Genomic DNA, 18,343 nt, shown 5'->3' on the forward strand with positions numbered 1-18,343 from the left:
TCATCCTTTCAAAGAGATATATTGCTTATAACGATAGCGTAGGAAAATCCAACGGAAACCATTATCCAAAAGCGTTCCTGCCCAGATACCAGGCAAGCCCCAACCAAGAACAATTCCCATCAGATACCCTGTTCCGATACGGATACACCACATTCCGATACTTGTCGCATAAAAGGGAAGTCGGGCATTTCCCAAACCTTGCCAGACAGCTGTATAAATGACTGTCCCCGTCGTCATAGGAGTCCCTAGTAGAGAGAACAGCGTCACCATAACACTTGCTTCAATAGCCACAGGATCACTAGTGTAGAGGTGACTTAGGGGCGTTCCCAGAGCATAGATACTGAGTGTTAAGGGCAACATAAGAAAGAGGGAAAGACAAAAAGTTTGCTTACTTAAGTTGTATACCCTTGCCCAATCATCTTCTCCAACTGCTCGAGCCACCTGCATGACTGTTGCTGTAGCGACACCAAAGGCTGGCATATAGTTAAACTGGGTCAAGACTTCACCGATTGCATTTCCTGCGACTGCCTCAGTTCCGAAAGAAACAACTAAGGCAATAATGACCACATCTCCAGCTCGCATCATGAGACGTTCTCCCGCTGCAGGTAAAGCCAAAGTCAGCAAGTCTTTGTCCAGTCCAAAATTTGGTCTCGTATATGGAAGTTTTAATTGTGACCACAAAATCACAACCCCGACCAAACGAGACAAAATAGTCCCCCAAGCTACACCAGCTATCCCCATATCAAGAACAAAAATAGCTAGACTTGAAAAGAGAATATTCAGGGCATTGGATAAAAGACTTACATAGAGAGGAAGGCGCGGATTATGGGTGGCGCGAATCAAGGCTCCTAAACTAGTCATCAAGCCCAAGAGGACGATTGTCCCACCAACCAAAGCTAGGTATAGTCCACCACTCTCAGCCACAGCCGCTTCTGTCCCCAAAAGACCAATCATCTCTTGACCGGCAAAGATGGACAAGCCCCCTAAAACTAAACTCAGTAGCAGAGTAATCTTGAGCGCTTCTGTCACATGATAGGCTAGTTTAGATTGATCTTTCTGTCCCAAACTTTTGGAAATGACGCTGGAAATAGCCGCTCCCAAAGCAATAAAAATAGCCTGATAAATGGTGATAATATTACCCGCTACAGACACACCCGAAATGGCGATTAAACCCAGATGTGCCACCAGATAGCTGTCCACCATTCCCATGAGCATCTGCAAGAAATTTTCACCCATGGCTGGCAGAGCTATGTTGAGAATGTCTTTATATTTCTTAAACAATCCTTCCTCCTGATGAAAAGAAACTCAGTTAGTTTCCCAACCGAGTTTACTTCCTCTCTTTTAAAGTCCTAGATAAGATTCTACTGCAGTCTGCATCTCTGATGTTGCAACAGTTGTCTTGTGACGAACTGGAGCTGTTTCAAGGCCATCCACTGCTGGTGGCACTGTTACTCCTGAGATTTCATGTAATTGAGCCAAGGCTTCAAAGTCGCTAAGACCTGATTTTCCTGTCACAGCTTCCACCGCAACCACTGGGAATTTGTAAGGACTAGCTGTTGAAGCAATCACCGTCTTAGTTACATCGCCTGTTGCTGCTTGGTATTTTTTAAATACGGCTGAAGCAACTGCTGTATGAGGATCCTCGATGTAAGAGTCTGACTCATAAACACGCTTGATTTCTGCAGCTGTTTCTGCTTCTGTCGCATATTCTGCTGCAAAGAGGTCAAGAATCTCTGCATCAAAATCTGTCAATTCATACTGACCTTGAGTGTTCAAAGCATCCATGAGTTCAGCTGTCTTAACCGCATCATTACCCAAAAGGTGGAAAATCAAACGCTCCAAGTTTGAAGATACCAAGATATCCATAGATGGGCTAGTGGTTACCTTAAACTCACGCTTCTTGTCATAGACACGAGTCTTGAAGAAGTCTGTCAAGACATTATTGTCATTTGAAGCACAGATCAGTTTTCCAACTGGTAGACCGATTTGCTTAGCGTAAAAGGCAGCCAAGATATTACCAAAATTTCCTGTCGGTACGGTGAAGTTAACCTTGTCACCAGCCTTAATCTCGCCAGTCTTAACAAGCTGAGCGTAAGCATAAACATAATAGACAATCTGTGGTACCAAACGGCCAATATTCATAGAGTTGGCTGATGAGAACTGGAGCTTGTTAGCTGCCAATTTTTCACGAAGAGCCACATCGTTAAACATATGTTTAACATTTGTTTGCGCATCGTCAAAGTTCCCATCAATAGCGATAACATGAGTATTGTCGCCAGTTTGAGTGGTCATTTGCAATTCTTGCACCTTGCTGACACCATCTTTTGGATAAAAGACGATAATTTCAGTTCCAGGAACATCCGCAAATCCTGCCATAGCAGCTTTCCCAGTGTCCCCAGATGTCGCTGTCAAGATGACAATCTTGTTTTCCAAGCCATGTTTCTTGGCAGCTGTTGTCATAAAGTATGGCAAGATAGACAAGGCCATATCCTTAAAGGCAATGGTTGAACCGTGGAAAAGTTCCAAGTTGTATTGGCCATTAAGTTTGACAAGAGGGGCAATGGCTGGTGTATCAAACTTGCTGTCATAGGCATTGGTGATACAGTAGTCCAACTCTTCTGCTGTAAAGTCATCCAAGAAAGCTGACAAGACCAGCTTAGCCACTTCTTGGTAAGAAGCATCTTTTAATGTATCAAAATCCAAATCTACCTTTGGATAGCTAACTGGAGTAAATAAGCCTCCATCTGTTGCCAAACCTTGCAAAATAGCTTGGCTAGCTGTTACGGTATTTTTCGCATCACGCGTTGATTGATAAACTAATGTCATAAATCTCTATCCTTTATCTATAGTCTCATCCATTATAACATGATTTTTCAGAAAATTCTTCCTTTATAAGAAAATTATAGAGTCATTTTTTCTTTCAAAGGCTCTAAATAGGTTGTTTCTTGCTGACCTCTCATTTCAAGACCTTGCTCTGCTATAGCTAGCAAATCTTTTGAGAATTGAACAATTCCAGCTGTCTCCTCATCTGAAAGGTGTTTCTGAGAAAACTGGCGTCTCAATGATTTGTAGTCACGACCAAATCTCTCAAAGAAAGGTGCTGTTTCTAGGTATGTTTTAAGCTTGTCTAGATTCACCAACAAACCTAGATGAAAGGCTGCTGAAGAAAAAGTTCGGTCTAACGGCTGTGTACAAACACTACGGAATTCAACCGTCCCTCTAGTCGTCAAGTCTTGATATTGGTAACTACGGTGCGTTTGAAAATCCTTCTCTTGAGGAACAAGCAGAGTTTCTTTTCCATTTAGAGTATAGGCCAAAACTTCCTCAGTAGCTAGGTAATCTCTAGCCCGAATCGGAGAAAAATAGTAAGTTTCCCCATCTCGTTCTGCTGTAAAAATCGCAGAGTGGTCTAGATAATCAAAGAAATCATCCTCATCTTTGAAGAGTCTGGCATTGACACCAACATTCTCTGGATAAATCCCATGCATGGAAGCTTCCCAAAAAATATCCCGTGAAATCTTAGTATCCCATTCTGCTCCCGAAAACTCAGAATTGGCAAATAAGTAAGCTTTTGCTGCTTCAATCTGAGTAAAAGCATTGATAACTCGTAGGTAGTTAGCAGTCGATACATCCAACTGAACTTGACTCCCACAGATAAAAGCACCGTATTGTGGAAAGTCATGCAAATCAGCTCTATCTTGGCGACTTCCCATATGCAAGTAATCCATCAGCATCTGGTAGCGTGGATAAGCCACCGGTCGATTGTCATTCTGATCCCAGTTTGGATGAATCCCCCAGCCCTGGATAGCATGGTCCTTCTCGCCTAGTTTTTCCTGAATGACCTTCATATAAGCTTGAAGTCGACCTTGGACCTCTTGGATTTTCTGGGCTCTGCCAAAGGCAAACTCCAAGGTCGTGTAGGAAACCTCAAACAGAATCCGATCCTGACTTTTTGGTTCTACAAGTTGAATCGGATTACCATCCTGGTCCTCTTTTTCAACTTCCAGATGGAGAGCATCCACCAAAAAGCGCATCAAATCCTTGCTGACTTCAATATCTGTCGCTTGCCCATTTACATGAACGATAGGAAATTCCAACTCAATACCGATGTAGAGGTCAGGATTTTCTTTGATATTTTTTAAATAACGGTTTTTCAATAACTGAACAGAAGGGGACATAGATACCTCTCACTCTAAATTCTCTTACTAGAAAGATCAATTGCTTTCTATATTATACCAAAATCCCATCGAGAAGAAACTCAGAAAATTTGCTGAAAACCTTAAAGAGGCGATCTAAAGTCAACTTTTCTAGCATTTATAGGTATTTACTTGCCAATGCATCAATCTTACTTGTTCAATTTTCACAGTCTCATCAACCAGTTAAGCGATTACATGGTTTTTTACCTAAAAACCATTGTACTATAGTAAATATCGTGATATACTTCACATATAAGTAAATAAGAGGGCAGTTCAAACTCGACTTCACTTGAAAACCTCTCAAGCCAAGCCCCTTTTCCACTGCACCTCAACGACTAATCAAGGAGGATAGCTATGAAAGCTGTTGTTGTAAATCCAGAAGGCACTGGTGTTGCTATTGAAGAAAAAGTTCTCCGTCCACTCGAAACTGGGGAAGCTCTTGTAGAAGTTGAGTACTGTGGTGTCTGCCACACTGACCTCCACGTTGCACATGGTGACTTTGGTAAAGTTCCAGGACGCGTTCTCGGTCACGAAGGTATCGGTATCGTCAAAGAAGTTGCTCCTGATGTTAAAAGCCTAAAAGTTGGTGACCGTGTCAGCGTTGCTTGGTTCTTTGAAGGCTGTGGTATGTGTGAATACTGTACAACTGGGCGCGAAACTCTTTGCCGCACAGTGAAAAATGCTGGCTACTCAGTTGATGGTGGTATGGCAGAACAATGTATCGTAACTGCAGATTATGCCGTTAAGGTTCCAGAAGGTCTCGATCCAGCCCAAGCTTCTTCAATCACTTGTGCCGGTGTTACTACCTACAAGGCTATCAAAGAAGCAAAAGTTGAGCCAGGTCAATGGGTTGTCCTCTATGGTGCTGGAGGACTTGGTAACTTAGCTGTTCAATACGCTAAAAAAGTATTCAACGCTCACGTTATCGCAGTAGATATTAACAACGATAAACTTGCTCTAGCTAAAGAAGTTGGTGCAGATATCGTGATTAACGGTCTTGAAGTCGAAGATGTCCCAGGCCTTATCAAAGAAAAGACAAACGGTGGTGCTCACTCAGCTGTCGTAACAGCTGTATCAAAAGTTGCCTTTAACCAAGCAGTTGACTCTGTTCGTGCAGGCGGTCGTGTAATAGCTGTCGGTCTCCCATCTGAAATGATGGACCTTAGCATCGTCAAAACAGTTCTTGACGGTATCCAAGTCATCGGTTCTCTCGTTGGAACACGTAAAGATTTGGAAGAAGCCTTCCAATTTGGTGCTGAAGGTCTGGTTGTACCAATCGTTCAAAAACGCCCTGTCGAAGATGCCATTGCTGTCTTTGATGAAATGGCTGCCGGAACCATCCAAGGTCGTATGGTTCTAGACTTTACTCATTAAGATAAATAATAAATGCCCAAACGAGGTAGGGACAGAAGATCCTACCTCGTTTTTTTTAGCAATAATACTCTTCGAAAATCTCTTCAAACCACGTCAGCTTCGCCTTGCCGTACTCAAGTACAGCCTGCGGCTAGCTTCCTAGTTTGCTCTTTGATTTTCAGAGTATAACATTTTGATACGACAACTAATTGGACTTAGGGCATTTTTTAGACGCTCAAGAGCACTAGTGAAGAAAACGTCATTTTTCTAGACAAATTCTACAAGCAAACAGCGGATTGTTGAAACATCAGGGACCGGGACTAGAAAGTCGTGAGTTAATTCATTGACCTCTGCTCACCCATTTTTTATATTAAATTTTTTTACCATTCTATAGACTATTCCACAAAAAGTTGATATATCAATATTTGCAAAAATAAAGCTTTGAGATTTTTTTCACTCTTTAGTATAATTAGTTGCTTTTTTTCTGAAAACGATTTATACTTAAGGAGTCTTAAAGTTTTCTTAAACTAAGAGTCAAACATTTTATAAGGAGGAATGACAATAATGAGTATCGGAATCATTATTGCGAGCCACGGTGAATTTGCCGCTGGTATTCATCAGTCAGGATCTATGATCTTTGGTGAACAAGAAAAGGTTCAAGTTGTAACCTTTATGCCAAACGAAGGTCCAGATGATTTATACGCCAAGTTCAACAATGCTGTGGCTGCATTTGACGCAGAAGATGAGGTTCTAGTCTTGGCTGACCTTTGGAGTGGGTCTCCATTTAACCAAGCTAGCCGCGTAATGGGAGAAAACCCTGAGCGTAAATTTGCCATCATCACAGGACTTAACTTACCGATGTTGATCCAAGCTTACACAGAGCGCCTTATGGACGCTGCTGCTGGAGTGGATAAAGTCGCTGCAAACATCATTAAAGAGGCCAAAGATGGCATCAAGGCTCTTCCAGAAGAGCTAAATCCAGCTGAGGAAGTTGCAACTGCTGCAGCTGCTCCTGTAGCCCAAGCTGCTATCCCAGAAGGAACAGTTATCGGAGACGGTAAATTGAAAATCAATCTTGCTCGTCTTGACACACGTCTTCTTCACGGGCAAGTCGCAACTGCTTGGACTCCAGATTCTAAAGCAGACCGTATCATCGTTGCTTCAGATAACGTAGCAAATGACGACCTTCGTAAAGAATTGATCAAACAAGCGGCTCCTAACGGAGTGAAGGCTAACGTTGTGCCAATCCAAAAATTGATTGAGGTTGCAAAAGATCCTCGTTTTGGTAACACACACGCCCTTATCTTATTTGAAACACCTCAAGATGCCCTTCGTGCTATCGAAGGCGGTGTGCCAATTAAGACTCTTAACGTTGGATCAATGGCTCACTCAACTGGTAAAACAATGATCAACAACGTATTGTCAATGGACAAAGATGACGTTGCTACATTTGAAAAAATGCGTGATCTTGGTGTTGAATTTGACGTACGTAAAGTGCCAAACGACACTAAAAAAGATTTGTTTGACTTGATTAGCAAAGCTAACGTTCAATAATTAAAACTAAATAGAAAAGGAATAAAACCATGTCAGATATTTCATTCATTTCTGCTATCTTGGTTGTAGTTGTTGCCTTCTTCGCAGGTCTTGAAGGTATCCTCGACCAATTCCAATTCCATCAACCAATCGTAGCATGTACCCTTATCGGTCTTGTAACTGGTAACCTCGAAGCAGGGGTTATGCTTGGTGGATCACTTCAAATGATCGCCCTTGGTTGGGCTAACATCGGAGCTGCCGTAGCTCCTGACGCTGCCCTTGCCTCTGTTGCCGCTGCAATCATCATGATTAAAGGTGGTAACTTTACTACTGAAGGTATCGCAGTCGCAACTGCTACTGCAATACCTCTTGCCGTAGCTGGACTTTTCTTGACTATGATTGTTCGTACAATCTCAGTTGGTTTGGTTCACACTGCTGACGCTGCTGCTAAAGAAGGAAACATTACAGCTGTTGAACGCGCTCACTACTTTGCCCTCGCTCTTCAAGGTCTACGTATTGCTATCCCAGCTGCACTCTTGCTTGCAATGCCAACTGAAGCCGTTCAAAGCGTATTGAACCTTATGCCAGAATGGCTTAAAGGTGGTATGGCTGTCGGTGGTGCTATGGTCGTTGCCGTTGGTTACGCATTGGTTATCAACATGATGGCTACTCGTGAAGTATGGCCATTCTTCGCTATCGGTTTTGCTCTTGCAGCAATCTCTCAATTGACTTTGATTGCCCTTGGTGTCATCGGTGTTGCCCTTGCCTTCATCTACCTCAACCTTTCTAAACAAGGTGGAAACGGCGGAGGAGGAGCTGCAACTTCTAACGATCCAATCGGTGATATCCTAGAAGACTACTAGAAAGGGGAACAATCATGGCTGAAAAAATTCAATTATCAAAATCAGATCGCCAAAAAGTTTGGTGGCGTTCACAATTCCTTCAAGGTTCTTGGAACTACGAACGTATGCAAAACTTGGGTTGGGCTTACTCTTTGATCCCAGCTATCAAGAAACTTTACACTAAAAAAGAAGACCAAGCTGCTGCTCTTGAGCGTCACCTCGAGTTCTTCAACACTCACCCATACGTAGCTGCCCCAATCATGGGGGTTACTCTTGCACTTGAAGAAGAACGCGCAAACGGTACTGAAATCGATGACGCTGCTATCCAAGGTGTTAAGATCGGTATGATGGGACCTCTTGCTGGTATCGGTGACCCAGTCTTCTGGTTTACAGTTCGTCCTATCCTTGGTGCCCTTGGTGCATCACTTGCTGCAACTGGTAACATCGTTGGTCCACTTCTCTTCTTCTTTGGATGGAATGCAATCCGTATGTCTTTCCTATGGTATACACAAGAGTTTGGTTACAAGGCTGGATCTGAAATCACTAAAGATATGTCAGGTGGTATCTTGAAAGACATCACTAAAGGAGCTTCTATCCTTGGTATGTTCATCCTTGCCGTTCTTGTACAACGTTGGGTATCAATCAACTTCACTATCAACCTTCCAGGTAAACAATTGTCAGAAGGTGCCTACATCGTCTTCCCAGAAGGTCCTGTTACAGGTGGAGAATTGAAGGGAATCCTCGGCCAAGCACTTAGCGGATTGAGCTTGGATAGCGTTCAACCACAAACCCTTCAAGGACAGTTGAACTCATTGATCCCAGGATTGATGGGACTTCTCCTTACTTTCCTTTGCATGTGGTTGCTTAAGAAAAAAGTATCTCCAATCACAATCATTCTTGCCCTCTTTGTAGTTGGTATCGCAGCTCGTTTCTTCGGTATCATGTAATCTCGGTGAGAATTTACAAACAAAAAAAGAATCAGGTTTATCACCTGATTCTTTTGGCTCTTTGTCAAATAGTGTTGATGAAGAACCTAATGAAAAAAGAATCCAACAAAAATTGGACTACCTGTCTCCGGTTGGATACCGAAGACGGTAGCCCTAGGGTGTTTTTATTAAATTCTCACTTTTTGGGGTCAGTCCCTAAGCCTGATAGTAATTTTTTGTTCGTACTATTCCCCTTTAGTCATTTACTACTTTAAGTTGCATTGCTTTAGCTACTTCTTCTGCCTTTGATCCCTTAGGTGTATGGATTTCTACATCTGGGTTACAGTTATCCACAAAATAGAAGTATTCTGTAATTTCTGTTACACTTGCTGGAATTGTAATAGATTTAATTGATGATGTCCCCCAGAATACTAATGTTCCAATACTCTTTGTTCCTTCTGGGAATACAACTGATTCTAATGAACTGTCAGAGTTGAAAACATCATCTTCTACTGTTTCTATTGACTTACCAAAGTGGACATACTTTAACTTATTGTCAATCGTAAACGCACCTTTTCCAATATATCGTACTGTATCTGGTAAAACGATTGCCTCACAATGTTTCAAGTTCGCAAGACCACGTTCTCCAATTGCGATAACAGGTTTACCTTTAATTTCCTTTGGTACACGAACAACCTTATCGTCAGAAGTACAACTATAGATGACATAACCTTCTTCCCACAAATATACGCATGTTAATATATTAATATCTTTAAGGATTTATAACTATAGTTCCTTAATTTTCCCAGTAAAAAAACGAAAGGCACCACAAGTTATTTATGTGTTTTCTTTAAACGATTCATGTACTTCTGTCGCAACTTCTCACCCGCCTTTAATTGCGGTTGCGATAGATTGAGGACCTAAATATGCATCCCCTGTTATTAGTTCATTTCTATTGTATTCTGATGTTGACCGAAAGTCAAATTTTTACCTTTCATCTAGAACACTAAAGTCTACTTTTGTTCAATTGCTGCAACGACAAGGTCACATGGAATAATATGTTCACTACCTGCCACTTCATGCGTTGATCTTCTTCCACTTTCATCTGATTCACCAAGTTCCATTGTAATAACCTTTACACCAGTTACTTTCCCACTCTCATCACGCAATACTTCTTTAATATTCTCTAAGAAATGGAATGTAACACCTTCATTGTGTGCATCTTTGATTTGTAGTGTAGCTTCTAGTATATTGTTCATATGGTCATCATTCTTTTGTTTTAGGTTTCAGCGCTTTTAATATAATGGATGTTGGCCTTTTTGTATACACTAAAATAGGGTTGGTGGAAAATTTCCATCAACCCTAAAAATTATAGAACCACACAAAACCCTGACCAGAGATGGCCAGGGTTTTGTATTTCAAAAATTATTCTGTAAATTCTATAGTTACTTTTACTTCAGAATCCATTGAAGAAAATATTGTTTTATAATAATTGATTGCAGATTCTTTAATTTCACTCTTAAATTTATCTAAATACTCTGCTTGTTTATCACTAGAAAGTTGGTTAGCGACCAATTTCCCAGTATCAATATCTTCTGTAGTTCCACTTAATAACTCTCCATGACTATCATATAAATCATAAGGATTATCTTTTGAAAGTTCAACACCAATTACTTCCAATTTTGGAACAATAACCTTATATTCTTTTTCGCTTATTTGTTCAACCTTTACACTACTTTTAATTCCAAATTTAGCTTTATAATTTAAAATTACTAATGCTGCTTTTTTAGAGAACGGCACATCTAACCCAAAAACTTGAGTTGTTTTTGTTTCAGAAATAATTTCATTAATTCCCGCATTCAAAAATACAACTTCATTCACTTTTTCAATACTTTCGATATTAATTGACGATTTGACTTCTGATTTATGTTCCTTAGGTAAGAAAAATAGCACTCCAATAGCTATAATAGCTATTAATACCAGATTCAATAGAACACTAAACATATTAACTTTCTTCTTTAATATAGACAAGATAAAAAAACCTCACTTTAAATAATCTATCTAAATTTTACACATTCTAAAGAAAATAGTCAATATTTTTTCGTACTATCTTCTAAAATTAATTGTGCCTATTAAAAATGAAATTAGTTTGTTGCATTTGATTATATTTTTTGAACACCAAATCCATTTAAAATTGAGTGCTATTTTGAGCACTAAAAAAGGGCTCTTTGTCAAATAGTGTTGATGAAGAAATTTAGGAAGGGATTAAGCAACTAATTGTTGCTTAATTCCTTTTTGTTTTGGGCCAAACATTTTTGTTATTAAAATAATCCTATTTCTAAAATGGTAATAGTTTCTAAAGCCGTAGGCATTTCTTTTAAGCACTTTTATTTTATTGTTTATTCCTTCAATAGGGCCATTTGTTCTAGTTGGATACTCACAAGTATTTTGAATATATGGCAAGTAAGTCATAAGAGTCTTTAATACTCTTTTTAAACCAGGAGATAGGTCTAATTGCGTAGCTGCTTCAATCGTTTCCTTGAATTCTATATAATCTCTATCCTGTATACATTCACGAAGTGAATGTACAACCTCATAATCATTTTTAAGAGATGGATTTTTTTCTAAGATATAATCTACGATTCCTTTACTTGTTATGAAGCTTTCAAAAAGCTTATAACGATTATATTTATAGTTCTGAAGTTCATTAGAGTTCTTTAAAATTAACTTCCAATAATGTTTTAACTTTCGATATAATTTAGAGTCTTTATAGCGATGCTTATTCATGACACGTACCCGAGTTCGATTTAATTCTCTATTTAAGGCTTGTACGATATGAAAAGGATCAATGATAATTTTAGCGTTAGGAAACATTTCTTTTATTAATTGAATGTACGGTAAGTACATGTCGATGGAGATAGTTTTTACCTTTAATCTAGTCTTAGGCTCAAAACGATGAAAATACTTTTTCAAGCTGTAAGATTTTCTATCTCGTACAACATCGACCAGCTTGTGTGTAGTGCTATCACAAATAATGAAGCTCATATTACTATCGGAAGATTTGACGGATTTAAATTCATCAAAACACAAATGCTCAGGTAAATCGTGTAATGGTTTAATCTTTAGTAAACGTGTTGTATCATCTATGATACGTCTTACCGTATGAACTGAAACATTTGTTTCTTTTGCGATATAGGTTTCAGATACTGTTTCACTTATTTTTGATTTAATTTCGTTTTTTAAGCGTTTAGAGATATGACAGTGTTTTTCTACGATTCGACTAGTGTCTGCGGTAAATGAAGAGCCGCATTCTCTACAGAGAAATCTCTGCTTGCGTAGATTTAAGTAGGCCGCTAGGCCTGAAACAGAACAGAGAGTGATACGAGATGTTTTCGTGCCGTTTTTAACGATATTATTATTTCGGCTAACACACCCACAAACGGTACAAAATTCTGGTTTATGCGTATAAGTAGCTGCATAAAATAAAGATTTTCTCTTTTTAAATATCTTCTCTTGAACTTTATTATCCCAAATAATGTTTTTATCTTTGATTTGTAGTGTAGCTTCTAGTATATTGTTCATATGGTCATCATTCTTTTGTTTTAGGTTTCAGCGCTTTTAATATAATGGATGTTGGCCTTTTTGTATACACTAAAATAGGGTTGGTGGAAAATTTCCATCAACCCTAAAAATTATAGAACCGTTCTTTTTATATCTCATTTATTCAGCCAAGGCACCCATTGGATCCCATGGTGCAAGGACGATTGGTTCTGCTTCATAGGCAGCTTGTTCTTCTGCTGTTAGTAATTCTTTACGAACAACGATTTGGTAAGTGTATTCGTCCATCCAGGCATCTGAGGCAACAAAGTAACCATCTGTCCCAACCTTGTCTCCCCAAGAGTTTTCAACTTTCCACTTGATTGATTTACCATTTTCATCCAAATCAACACCTGTCAAGACCATGGCGTGAGTCATCAAGCTTTCGCTGTAGTCCAAACGTCCTGCCTTGTCTTGAGTGAGTTGAATGTCCATGCTTGATTCAAAGTCATAGACATCTGTCGCAAGGATTCCGGCTTTACGGTTGCTGAGCTGGCCAACATCTGAACCAAACCAAACAGTTTCTCCTGTCTGCATTTGGGCAATCGCCAATTCTTTCAAACGTTCCATCGGTACGTTGATGTAGCGAACTGCACGGCTTCCAACGACATTTCCCAACATCTCAACTGTGTAAGATTTACCGTAAGGTTTGTCAGCAGTTGGAGCATTGATCACAGAAACGTAGTCTTCTAGTGGAAGGTCAACGTATTTCTTGTAAAACTCTTGTGGTGTGATGCCTTTTTCGCTTTGGTAGTTGTTGTCCTTATCACGATAAGCAAAGTCAAATTTACGTGGTGGAAGTCCTAGTGACATGGCAAGGAAGTTAAAGATCTCTTGCAAGAGGTCTTCTTTCTTAGCTTGAACAGTCGCTTGGTCTGCGCCAGAAGCCAAGAGGTCACGCAAGATTTGAGCATCTTGACGAAGCAATTTGTTAAGGATGGCATTAAGCTCACGACTGCTACTAGATGAAACAGACTCTGGATAAACAGACTTAGGAACGACACCGTATTTTTCAAAGAGAGCTACAACCATATCCCATTGTCCACCATCTTGTTGTGGAGTTTGGAGTAGGAAGCTAACCTTGCGGCTTGTCAATTCTTGGTCTGCAGTCGCAATGACTTGCTCCAAGAACCAGTTAGATTTTTCATACTTGTCCCAGAAGAAGGTGTGGGCTTGTGACAATTCAAAGTTTTCAAGCTTGTATTGAGAGATGAGTTTGTGACGGAAAGTGTTGAGGGCCGCAAACATCCAGCAACGACCAGAAGCCTTCTGGTTAGTAACCTTGTCCTTTGTCAAATCAAGTGAGAAAACAGGTGTGTTATCTACATGGCTTTGACGATGCTCAAGGGCTGCAAAAATTCCATTGTGGCTAGCAGCATTTTCGATAGCTTGGTATTTGACATTTGCTTCATAATTAGCAAATAATTTATCTGTAAATGATTCTTGAATCGCGTTCATAAAATCCTCCTTTTATTCTACAGTCTATTATAACTCTTTTCACAAAGGAAGCAACCAAAAACTGAAAAAGGTAAGGGTATTTCCCTCACCTTTTTCAAAGATTACACAGTTTACCCAACACTTTCGCGCAAGCTTTCTAATTCCTCTGTGGTCAAGCGACGCCATTCCCCACGCTTCAGATTTTCATCCAAGGTCAAAGTTCCCATGGTCAGACGTTGCAAGTCCACCACTTCCTTGCCACAGTAGGCTACCATCCGTTTAACCTGGTGGAATTTCCCCTCGGCAATGGTCACTCGAACCAAACTTTGGTTTTTTTCTCTATCAAGAACCACAAACTCCAACTTGGCAGGCTGACAGGTAAAGTCTTTGAGCGGAATCCCCTGAGCAAATTTCTCTACATCCTCTTGGGTCATGATTCCATCGACTTGCGCCAGATAGGTTTTATCCACATGGCGTTTTGGTGAAAGAAGAGCATGAGCCAACTGGCCATCATTGGTCAGGAGCAAGAGCCCATGCGTATCAATATCCAAACGCCCTACTGGGAAAACTTCCTTTGATCGAGCTAAATCATCTAACAAATCCAACACAGTCTTATGTTTAGGATCTTCAGTTGCTGAAATAACACCCTGGGGCTTGTTCATCATATAGTAAACAAACTCCTCGTAGTCTAGCTTTTGCCCGTCAAAACAAATCTCGTCTGTCTCTTCATTGATTTGTAGCTTGGCAGATTTTTCCTTTTTACCATTGACCATCACGCGCCCAGCCTTTAGAAAGTTTTTGACCTCCGTCCGGCTTCCTACTGCACATGCAACTAAATATTTATCTAATCTCATAGCACTATTATACCATGAACAAGCTTAATCTTATACTCTTCGAAAATCAAATTCAAACCACGTCAGCTTCACCTTGCCGTACTCAAGTACAGCCTGCGGCTAGCTTCCTAGTTTGCTCTTTGATTTTCAGAGTATTAATACAAAAATAAGCCGCCTGATTGGGCGACTTGATTTTTTATAGGGAGATTATTATGAAAAATTTTTAGGAGTTAAAGTTAAGTTCTTCTTAACTTATGCTTATAGTATAAGCTAGATTCCTAAAAGTTTTCTTAAAATTTTCTCCTCAAACTTAAATTTCTTTAAATCTTCACTGTCAAAATCAAACGTTCTAGCAATACAGATAAAGATTAGTTAAAAGTTAAAACCATAAAGAGGAGCAACAACACAAATAGTGATAAGCTAACAAGCAAGGTTAAGACTTTAACAAGCGTATTGCTTTGCCAATAGCTGGGCTTTCCGATATTACTAGTAGCATCCGTAGAAAAGATTTGAGTTTGTCTTGGTTGAATGGTCACAAGAATGATTAAGGAAAGAGCTAATATAATGGTTAAAATTATCAATAATTCTGTCATTTGACTACCTCAAAAGTCCTATCAAGGTAAATAATAAACCGATCAAAATAATGAATCCTATCAAGAAAGAAAATGTCTTACTAATTTTTTCACCACGTGTAGACTTTTCTTTTTTGATGGGTTGTTGTTTCATCTCTTCCATGCGACCTTCAACATCTTGATAAAATAGATCTTTTTTAGTCATGGCTTTCTCCTAAAATGGTTTCCATCCGCTCCTGATACATAATTGGATCTACATAATTGGCGTGGTACCCTTGATCTCCAAGAGCTCGTCCCATCTCTTTGACATGAGAAAGAGCTAACTCAATGGTGTGAATCATGTCGTCAACTGCTTCCTTAGCGAAAATATGATTCGGAGCTGTATAGCGACGGTTATGGGCAGTTTCTTCAAAAGCTAGGACCAGTTGATTGTGTTCAAAAGCCTGACGAACAGCCTGAAGCAGTTCATTCCCATAGTTGATATCCAGGTAGATATCTGATAACTGATAAAGCTCCTGAATCTTTTGGGGACTGGCATTCTGATAGAGCACAACATTGGGATAGCGGAGCATGTCCAGTAACTTGGATGACATCTCTGTCACTGCTGCGATTCGGAAAGTAACCCTTGGTAAACTCTCCACCAGTTTTTCGATTTGCTCTAGTTGGTCCGAATTGGTCACAATCAAGACATCAGGACGAACAAAATTATCGCGATTAAAGTGGTAATGATAGCCTAAATGACTAAACTTATGATGGAATTTTTCATCTGTCAATTGCAGAGCACGTTCATAGGTTGCATAATCTGGAATGACAATAGTCTTAGCTCGAAGCTGGTCATTCTCCAAGATCAGTTGCATATTTCCTGGTATATCATTATGCAATGGTTCTTGCCAAACTAGGATATCCTGACCTGATTTTTCTGGGAAATGGAAGGAAGTCAAAAACGAGGTAGATAGGGTGTTAAAGAGAATGTGGTCAAGATTCACTTTCAAACCTTGCAAGAAGTCTATGATAAAGGCTACTCGACCAGAAAAATGGCGCAACCCTTGACCTTCCAAGGTCAGCAAAATATCACCTGTGACATGGTTTTCCAAAATAACTTCTTTTTGATCTACATTCCGATAAGAAGTCATAATAGCTTGGCCAGTAGCATCAAAGGTAGTCTTAGCAAAGCAAGCTCCAAAACGATTGTAGTGATCTACTTGGAAGATGCGACCTGCTGGTGTTTTCCATTCGACTTTTTTCACCAAACGAGCCTGTAAGCCATCTGCAAAATGAATCACTGCTCGTTCTTGATTAAGGTCATTGATAGTCCCAAATTGATTATTACCAGCAATCTCCCAAAAATCTGGGACGGGAACTTGGTTAAAGTACAAGGGTTTACCACTGTCATAACCCAAATAATAGGTGAAGGGTGAGACAACTCCATCTGGTAAAAATCCATCTGGTTCAATAACCACAGTCAAATCAGACAGTCCTGCCGCAGTCAGACTATAATGCAAATCTTGGCTTTCTTGATTGTATACATCAAATAACTGAACCATCCACTACCTCCTTGATTGTTTTTTCCCATTTGTTCAAAATCTCTTGAGTCAAGAATTTCTCAGCAATCTGGTAGGATTTTTCTCTCATACTTTCCAAACGATTTTCCAAATACAGTTGGCAGATTTTTTCTGCATAAGCTTTCTTGATTTCATCTTCTACATGGTCAGATGAGCTTGGAATCAAATATCCATTTTCGCCATCTTCAATGAAGGTTTGATTGCCATAAGGAACATCAAAACCAATCAATGGCAAGCCTGATCCAATTGCTTCCATGAGTGTCAACCCAAAGCCTTCACTGGTAGAAGCGGTTAGATAAACTTCATACTGTGAATAGATTTGGGAAAGTTCGGCATGACCCTTGAGTTTAATATACTCTTCTGCCTGACCTGCAGCGATAATCTCATGTAGACGTCCTTCTTCGCCACCACTACCGTAGATATCAAAGGTTAATTCTGGCAACTCCTTATGAGCCTCAATTACAGCCTTGACAAGCCAATCAATATGCTTTTCCTTAGCTAGACGCGAAGCTGTAATAAGAGAAAATGGTTTACGGCTCTCTTGTGGTTTTGTTAATTGGTCAACACTTCCAACTGGAATGGTCACAATCTTAGGAGCATGCGAGGTATAGCGAGCAAACTGTTGCTCTAGAACTTCCTTTTGACGATCCGTTGAAACGATAAAAAGATCGACCTTATCTGCATTGGTAAACTGGTAGTCATAATAGTTGTTCCAAAGGATATAATCATCATTGGTCGCATTTTCACTATAGTGCTCAGCGTGAACAACAACAGCTAGATGCGCCGCTTGCGCTTCTTCAAATACCACCTGACCAATCCCTGTTTCACGATCCAAAATCACTAGATCTGATTTACTTAACCCAAGTGTCTGCATGAAATAACGGATCAAAGCAGGCTTCCCATATAAGATTCGATCCTTAAAACGGTAGACTTCCTCAGTTCCTTGATTCATGAACATCTCATAAGCTGGAGTCCCATCTTCATTGTAGAAGGTTCTTTGGTAGAGTGTCGCTACATTATCTTTAGGAGCAAAATACTCTGTGCAGTAGCGTGTATATGAGAAGTAATCCTTGCGGATCAATTTGCCAGCATACACATACTCCACATGTTGGACAAAATCTTTTTCCTCATCAACCAAATAACAAGTGATAAATTTGTCTTCATCTGAGAAGAAGATTCGTTCAATTCTCCCATTTCTTTCACGACGGCTTTCTACACCTTCAAAATAAGCCAGAACATCATCTACCGTCACACTGGTCGGTGCAATCTTGATGTCTGTGAAGTGAGTGTAAAGCCAGATGACCTGTTCATCATCAAAACCGATATTTGCGGTTAAGTGCTGGATATTATCGCCCAAAATCATGTCTGTAAAGATAAACTTCGACGGCTGATTCAGGCTGCTAAAAATACCTGCACGATAAGCTTGGGCATATTCAACACCACTGCTGGCCCAACCAATTCCTAAATTTATATTGTAAATTGTCATAAATTC

At 39.9% G+C, this 18,343-nt stretch carries 17 protein-coding genes; 4 read left to right on the top strand and 13 right to left on the bottom strand.

All coding sequences use genetic code 11. The features are described from left to right. The 3 genes from HMPREF2728_RS01260 to HMPREF2728_RS01270 all read right to left on the bottom strand — a co-directional run bounded on the left by HMPREF2728_RS01260 (position 1) and on the right by HMPREF2728_RS01270 (position 4,178). The gene (locus HMPREF2728_RS01260; protein ID WP_060955185.1) at positions 1–1,281 is read right to left on the bottom strand and encodes an MATE family efflux transporter; all 1,281 of its coding nucleotides are present in this window, start codon (positions 1,279–1,281) and stop codon (positions 1–3) included. Between the two features lie 60 nt (positions 1,282–1,341). Further along, a complete protein-coding gene (gene thrC / locus HMPREF2728_RS01265) occupies positions 1,342–2,826 on the bottom strand; it encodes a threonine synthase (RefSeq protein ID WP_060955184.1) in 1,485 nt (494 codons plus the stop codon). 74 nt (positions 2,827–2,900) lie between these two features. After that, complete coding sequence (locus tag HMPREF2728_RS01270) at positions 2,901–4,178, bottom strand: glutamate-cysteine ligase family protein (protein WP_060955183.1); 1,278 nt, start codon at positions 4,176–4,178, stop codon at positions 2,901–2,903. A 372-nt stretch (positions 4,179–4,550) separates the two neighbouring features. Here HMPREF2728_RS01270 and adhP point away from each other — a divergent pair, with 372 nt between their 5' ends. The 4 genes from adhP to HMPREF2728_RS01290 all read left to right on the top strand — a co-directional run bounded on the left by adhP (position 4,551) and on the right by HMPREF2728_RS01290 (position 8,871). Beyond that, positions 4,551–5,570: an alcohol dehydrogenase AdhP gene (adhP, locus tag HMPREF2728_RS01275; RefSeq protein ID WP_060955182.1), complete on the top strand. Its 1,020-nt coding sequence runs from the start codon at positions 4,551–4,553 to the stop codon at positions 5,568–5,570. A gap of 543 nt (positions 5,571–6,113) precedes the next feature. Further along, a complete protein-coding gene (locus HMPREF2728_RS01280) occupies positions 6,114–7,103 on the top strand; it encodes a PTS sugar transporter subunit IIB (protein WP_060955181.1) in 990 nt (329 codons plus the stop codon). A 29-nt stretch (positions 7,104–7,132) separates the two neighbouring features. Further along, positions 7,133–7,945 (top strand): PTS mannose/fructose/sorbose transporter subunit IIC, encoded by an 813-nt coding sequence (locus HMPREF2728_RS01285; RefSeq protein WP_060955180.1) that lies wholly within the window; start codon positions 7,133–7,135, stop codon positions 7,943–7,945. 14 nt (positions 7,946–7,959) lie between these two features. Further along, complete coding sequence (locus HMPREF2728_RS01290) at positions 7,960–8,871, top strand: PTS system mannose/fructose/sorbose family transporter subunit IID (protein ID WP_045763029.1); 912 nt, start codon at positions 7,960–7,962, stop codon at positions 8,869–8,871. Between the two features lie 234 nt (positions 8,872–9,105). Here HMPREF2728_RS01290 and HMPREF2728_RS01295 read toward each other — a convergent pair whose 3' ends face one another. The 10 genes from HMPREF2728_RS01295 to gtfA all read right to left on the bottom strand — a co-directional run bounded on the left by HMPREF2728_RS01295 (position 9,106) and on the right by gtfA (position 18,337). After that, on the bottom strand, positions 9,106–9,594 hold the full coding sequence (locus HMPREF2728_RS01295; protein ID WP_223299868.1) for a leucine-rich repeat domain-containing protein: 489 nt from the start codon (positions 9,592–9,594) through the stop codon (positions 9,106–9,108). 269 nt (positions 9,595–9,863) lie between these two features. After that, positions 9,864–10,109 carry a hypothetical protein gene (locus tag HMPREF2728_RS01300; protein ID WP_004238875.1) on the bottom strand — a complete coding sequence of 82 codons (246 nt, stop codon included), beginning with the start codon at positions 10,107–10,109 and terminating at the stop codon, positions 9,864–9,866. Between the two features lie 166 nt (positions 10,110–10,275). Then, positions 10,276–10,854 carry a DUF4230 domain-containing protein gene (locus tag HMPREF2728_RS01305; RefSeq protein WP_083280535.1) on the bottom strand — a complete coding sequence of 193 codons (579 nt, stop codon included), beginning with the start codon at positions 10,852–10,854 and terminating at the stop codon, positions 10,276–10,278. Positions 10,855–11,115: 261 nt separating this feature from the next. Next, positions 11,116–12,432, bottom strand: coding sequence for an ISL3 family transposase (locus tag HMPREF2728_RS01310; RefSeq protein ID WP_001059646.1), 1,317 nt, complete (start codon positions 12,430–12,432; stop codon positions 11,116–11,118). Positions 12,433–12,570: 138 nt separating this feature from the next. After that, positions 12,571–13,905, bottom strand: coding sequence for an aminopeptidase C (gene pepC / locus HMPREF2728_RS01315; protein ID WP_075226841.1), 1,335 nt, complete (start codon positions 13,903–13,905; stop codon positions 12,571–12,573). Positions 13,906–14,015: 110 nt separating this feature from the next. Beyond that, positions 14,016–14,738: a pseudouridine synthase gene (locus tag HMPREF2728_RS01320; RefSeq protein WP_075226842.1), complete on the bottom strand. Its 723-nt coding sequence runs from the start codon at positions 14,736–14,738 to the stop codon at positions 14,016–14,018. Positions 14,739–15,085: 347 nt separating this feature from the next. Further along, complete coding sequence (locus tag HMPREF2728_RS01325) at positions 15,086–15,310, bottom strand: accessory Sec system protein Asp5 (protein WP_075226843.1); 225 nt, start codon at positions 15,308–15,310, stop codon at positions 15,086–15,088. Between the two features lie 4 nt (positions 15,311–15,314). Then, positions 15,315–15,494 (bottom strand): accessory Sec system protein Asp4, encoded by a 180-nt coding sequence (gene asp4, locus HMPREF2728_RS01330; RefSeq protein WP_049508236.1) that lies wholly within the window; start codon positions 15,492–15,494, stop codon positions 15,315–15,317. After that, entirely contained in the window at positions 15,487–16,833 is a 1,347-nt protein-coding gene (gtfB, locus tag HMPREF2728_RS01335) for an accessory Sec system glycosylation chaperone GtfB (protein ID WP_075226844.1), read from the bottom strand. Before gtfB ends, asp4 begins: the two co-directional genes overlap by 8 nt. After that, the gene (gene gtfA / locus HMPREF2728_RS01340; RefSeq protein WP_075226845.1) at positions 16,817–18,337 is read right to left on the bottom strand and encodes an accessory Sec system glycosyltransferase GtfA; all 1,521 of its coding nucleotides are present in this window, start codon (positions 18,335–18,337) and stop codon (positions 16,817–16,819) included. The genes gtfB and gtfA overlap by 17 nt, the downstream gene beginning before the upstream one ends. Positions 18,338–18,343 lie beyond the last annotated feature (6 nt).

Origin of the sequence: Streptococcus sp. HMSC061D10, assembly GCF_001808865.1 — a bacterium.
In the GTDB taxonomy this organism is placed as follows: Bacteria; Bacillota; Bacilli; order Lactobacillales; family Streptococcaceae; genus Streptococcus.

Bases quoted from the DNA above. Each gene is read 5' to 3' on its own strand.
- asp4 (WP_049508236.1), bottom strand. From the start codon at position 15,494: ATGACTAAAAAAGATCTATTTTATCAAGATGTTGAAGGTCGCATGGAA.
- HMPREF2728_RS01300 (WP_004238875.1), bottom strand. From the start codon at position 10,109: ATGAACAATATACTAGAAGCTACACTACAAATCAAAGATGCACACAAT.
- HMPREF2728_RS01325 (WP_075226843.1), bottom strand. From the start codon at position 15,310: ATGACAGAATTATTGATAATTTTAACCATTATATTAGCTCTTTCCTTA.
- HMPREF2728_RS01290 (WP_045763029.1), top strand. From the start codon at position 7,960: ATGGCTGAAAAAATTCAATTATCAAAATCAGATCGCCAAAAAGTTTGG.
- pepC (WP_075226841.1), bottom strand. From the start codon at position 13,905: ATGAACGCGATTCAAGAATCATTTACAGATAAATTATTTGCTAATTAT.
- HMPREF2728_RS01270 (WP_060955183.1), bottom strand. From the start codon at position 4,178: ATGTCCCCTTCTGTTCAGTTATTGAAAAACCGTTATTTAAAAAATATC.
- HMPREF2728_RS01305 (WP_083280535.1), bottom strand. From the start codon at position 10,854: ATGTTTAGTGTTCTATTGAATCTGGTATTAATAGCTATTATAGCTATT.
- HMPREF2728_RS01320 (WP_075226842.1), bottom strand. From the start codon at position 14,738: ATGAGATTAGATAAATATTTAGTTGCATGTGCAGTAGGAAGCCGGACG.
- HMPREF2728_RS01310 (WP_001059646.1), bottom strand. From the start codon at position 12,432: ATGAACAATATACTAGAAGCTACACTACAAATCAAAGATAAAAACATT.
- thrC (WP_060955184.1), bottom strand. From the start codon at position 2,826: ATGACATTAGTTTATCAATCAACGCGTGATGCGAAAAATACCGTAACA.
- HMPREF2728_RS01280 (WP_060955181.1), top strand. From the start codon at position 6,114: ATGAGTATCGGAATCATTATTGCGAGCCACGGTGAATTTGCCGCTGGT.
- HMPREF2728_RS01285 (WP_060955180.1), top strand. From the start codon at position 7,133: ATGTCAGATATTTCATTCATTTCTGCTATCTTGGTTGTAGTTGTTGCC.
- adhP (WP_060955182.1), top strand. From the start codon at position 4,551: ATGAAAGCTGTTGTTGTAAATCCAGAAGGCACTGGTGTTGCTATTGAA.
- gtfB (WP_075226844.1), bottom strand. From the start codon at position 16,833: ATGGTTCAGTTATTTGATGTATACAATCAAGAAAGCCAAGATTTGCAT.
- gtfA (WP_075226845.1), bottom strand. From the start codon at position 18,337: ATGACAATTTACAATATAAATTTAGGAATTGGTTGGGCCAGCAGTGGT.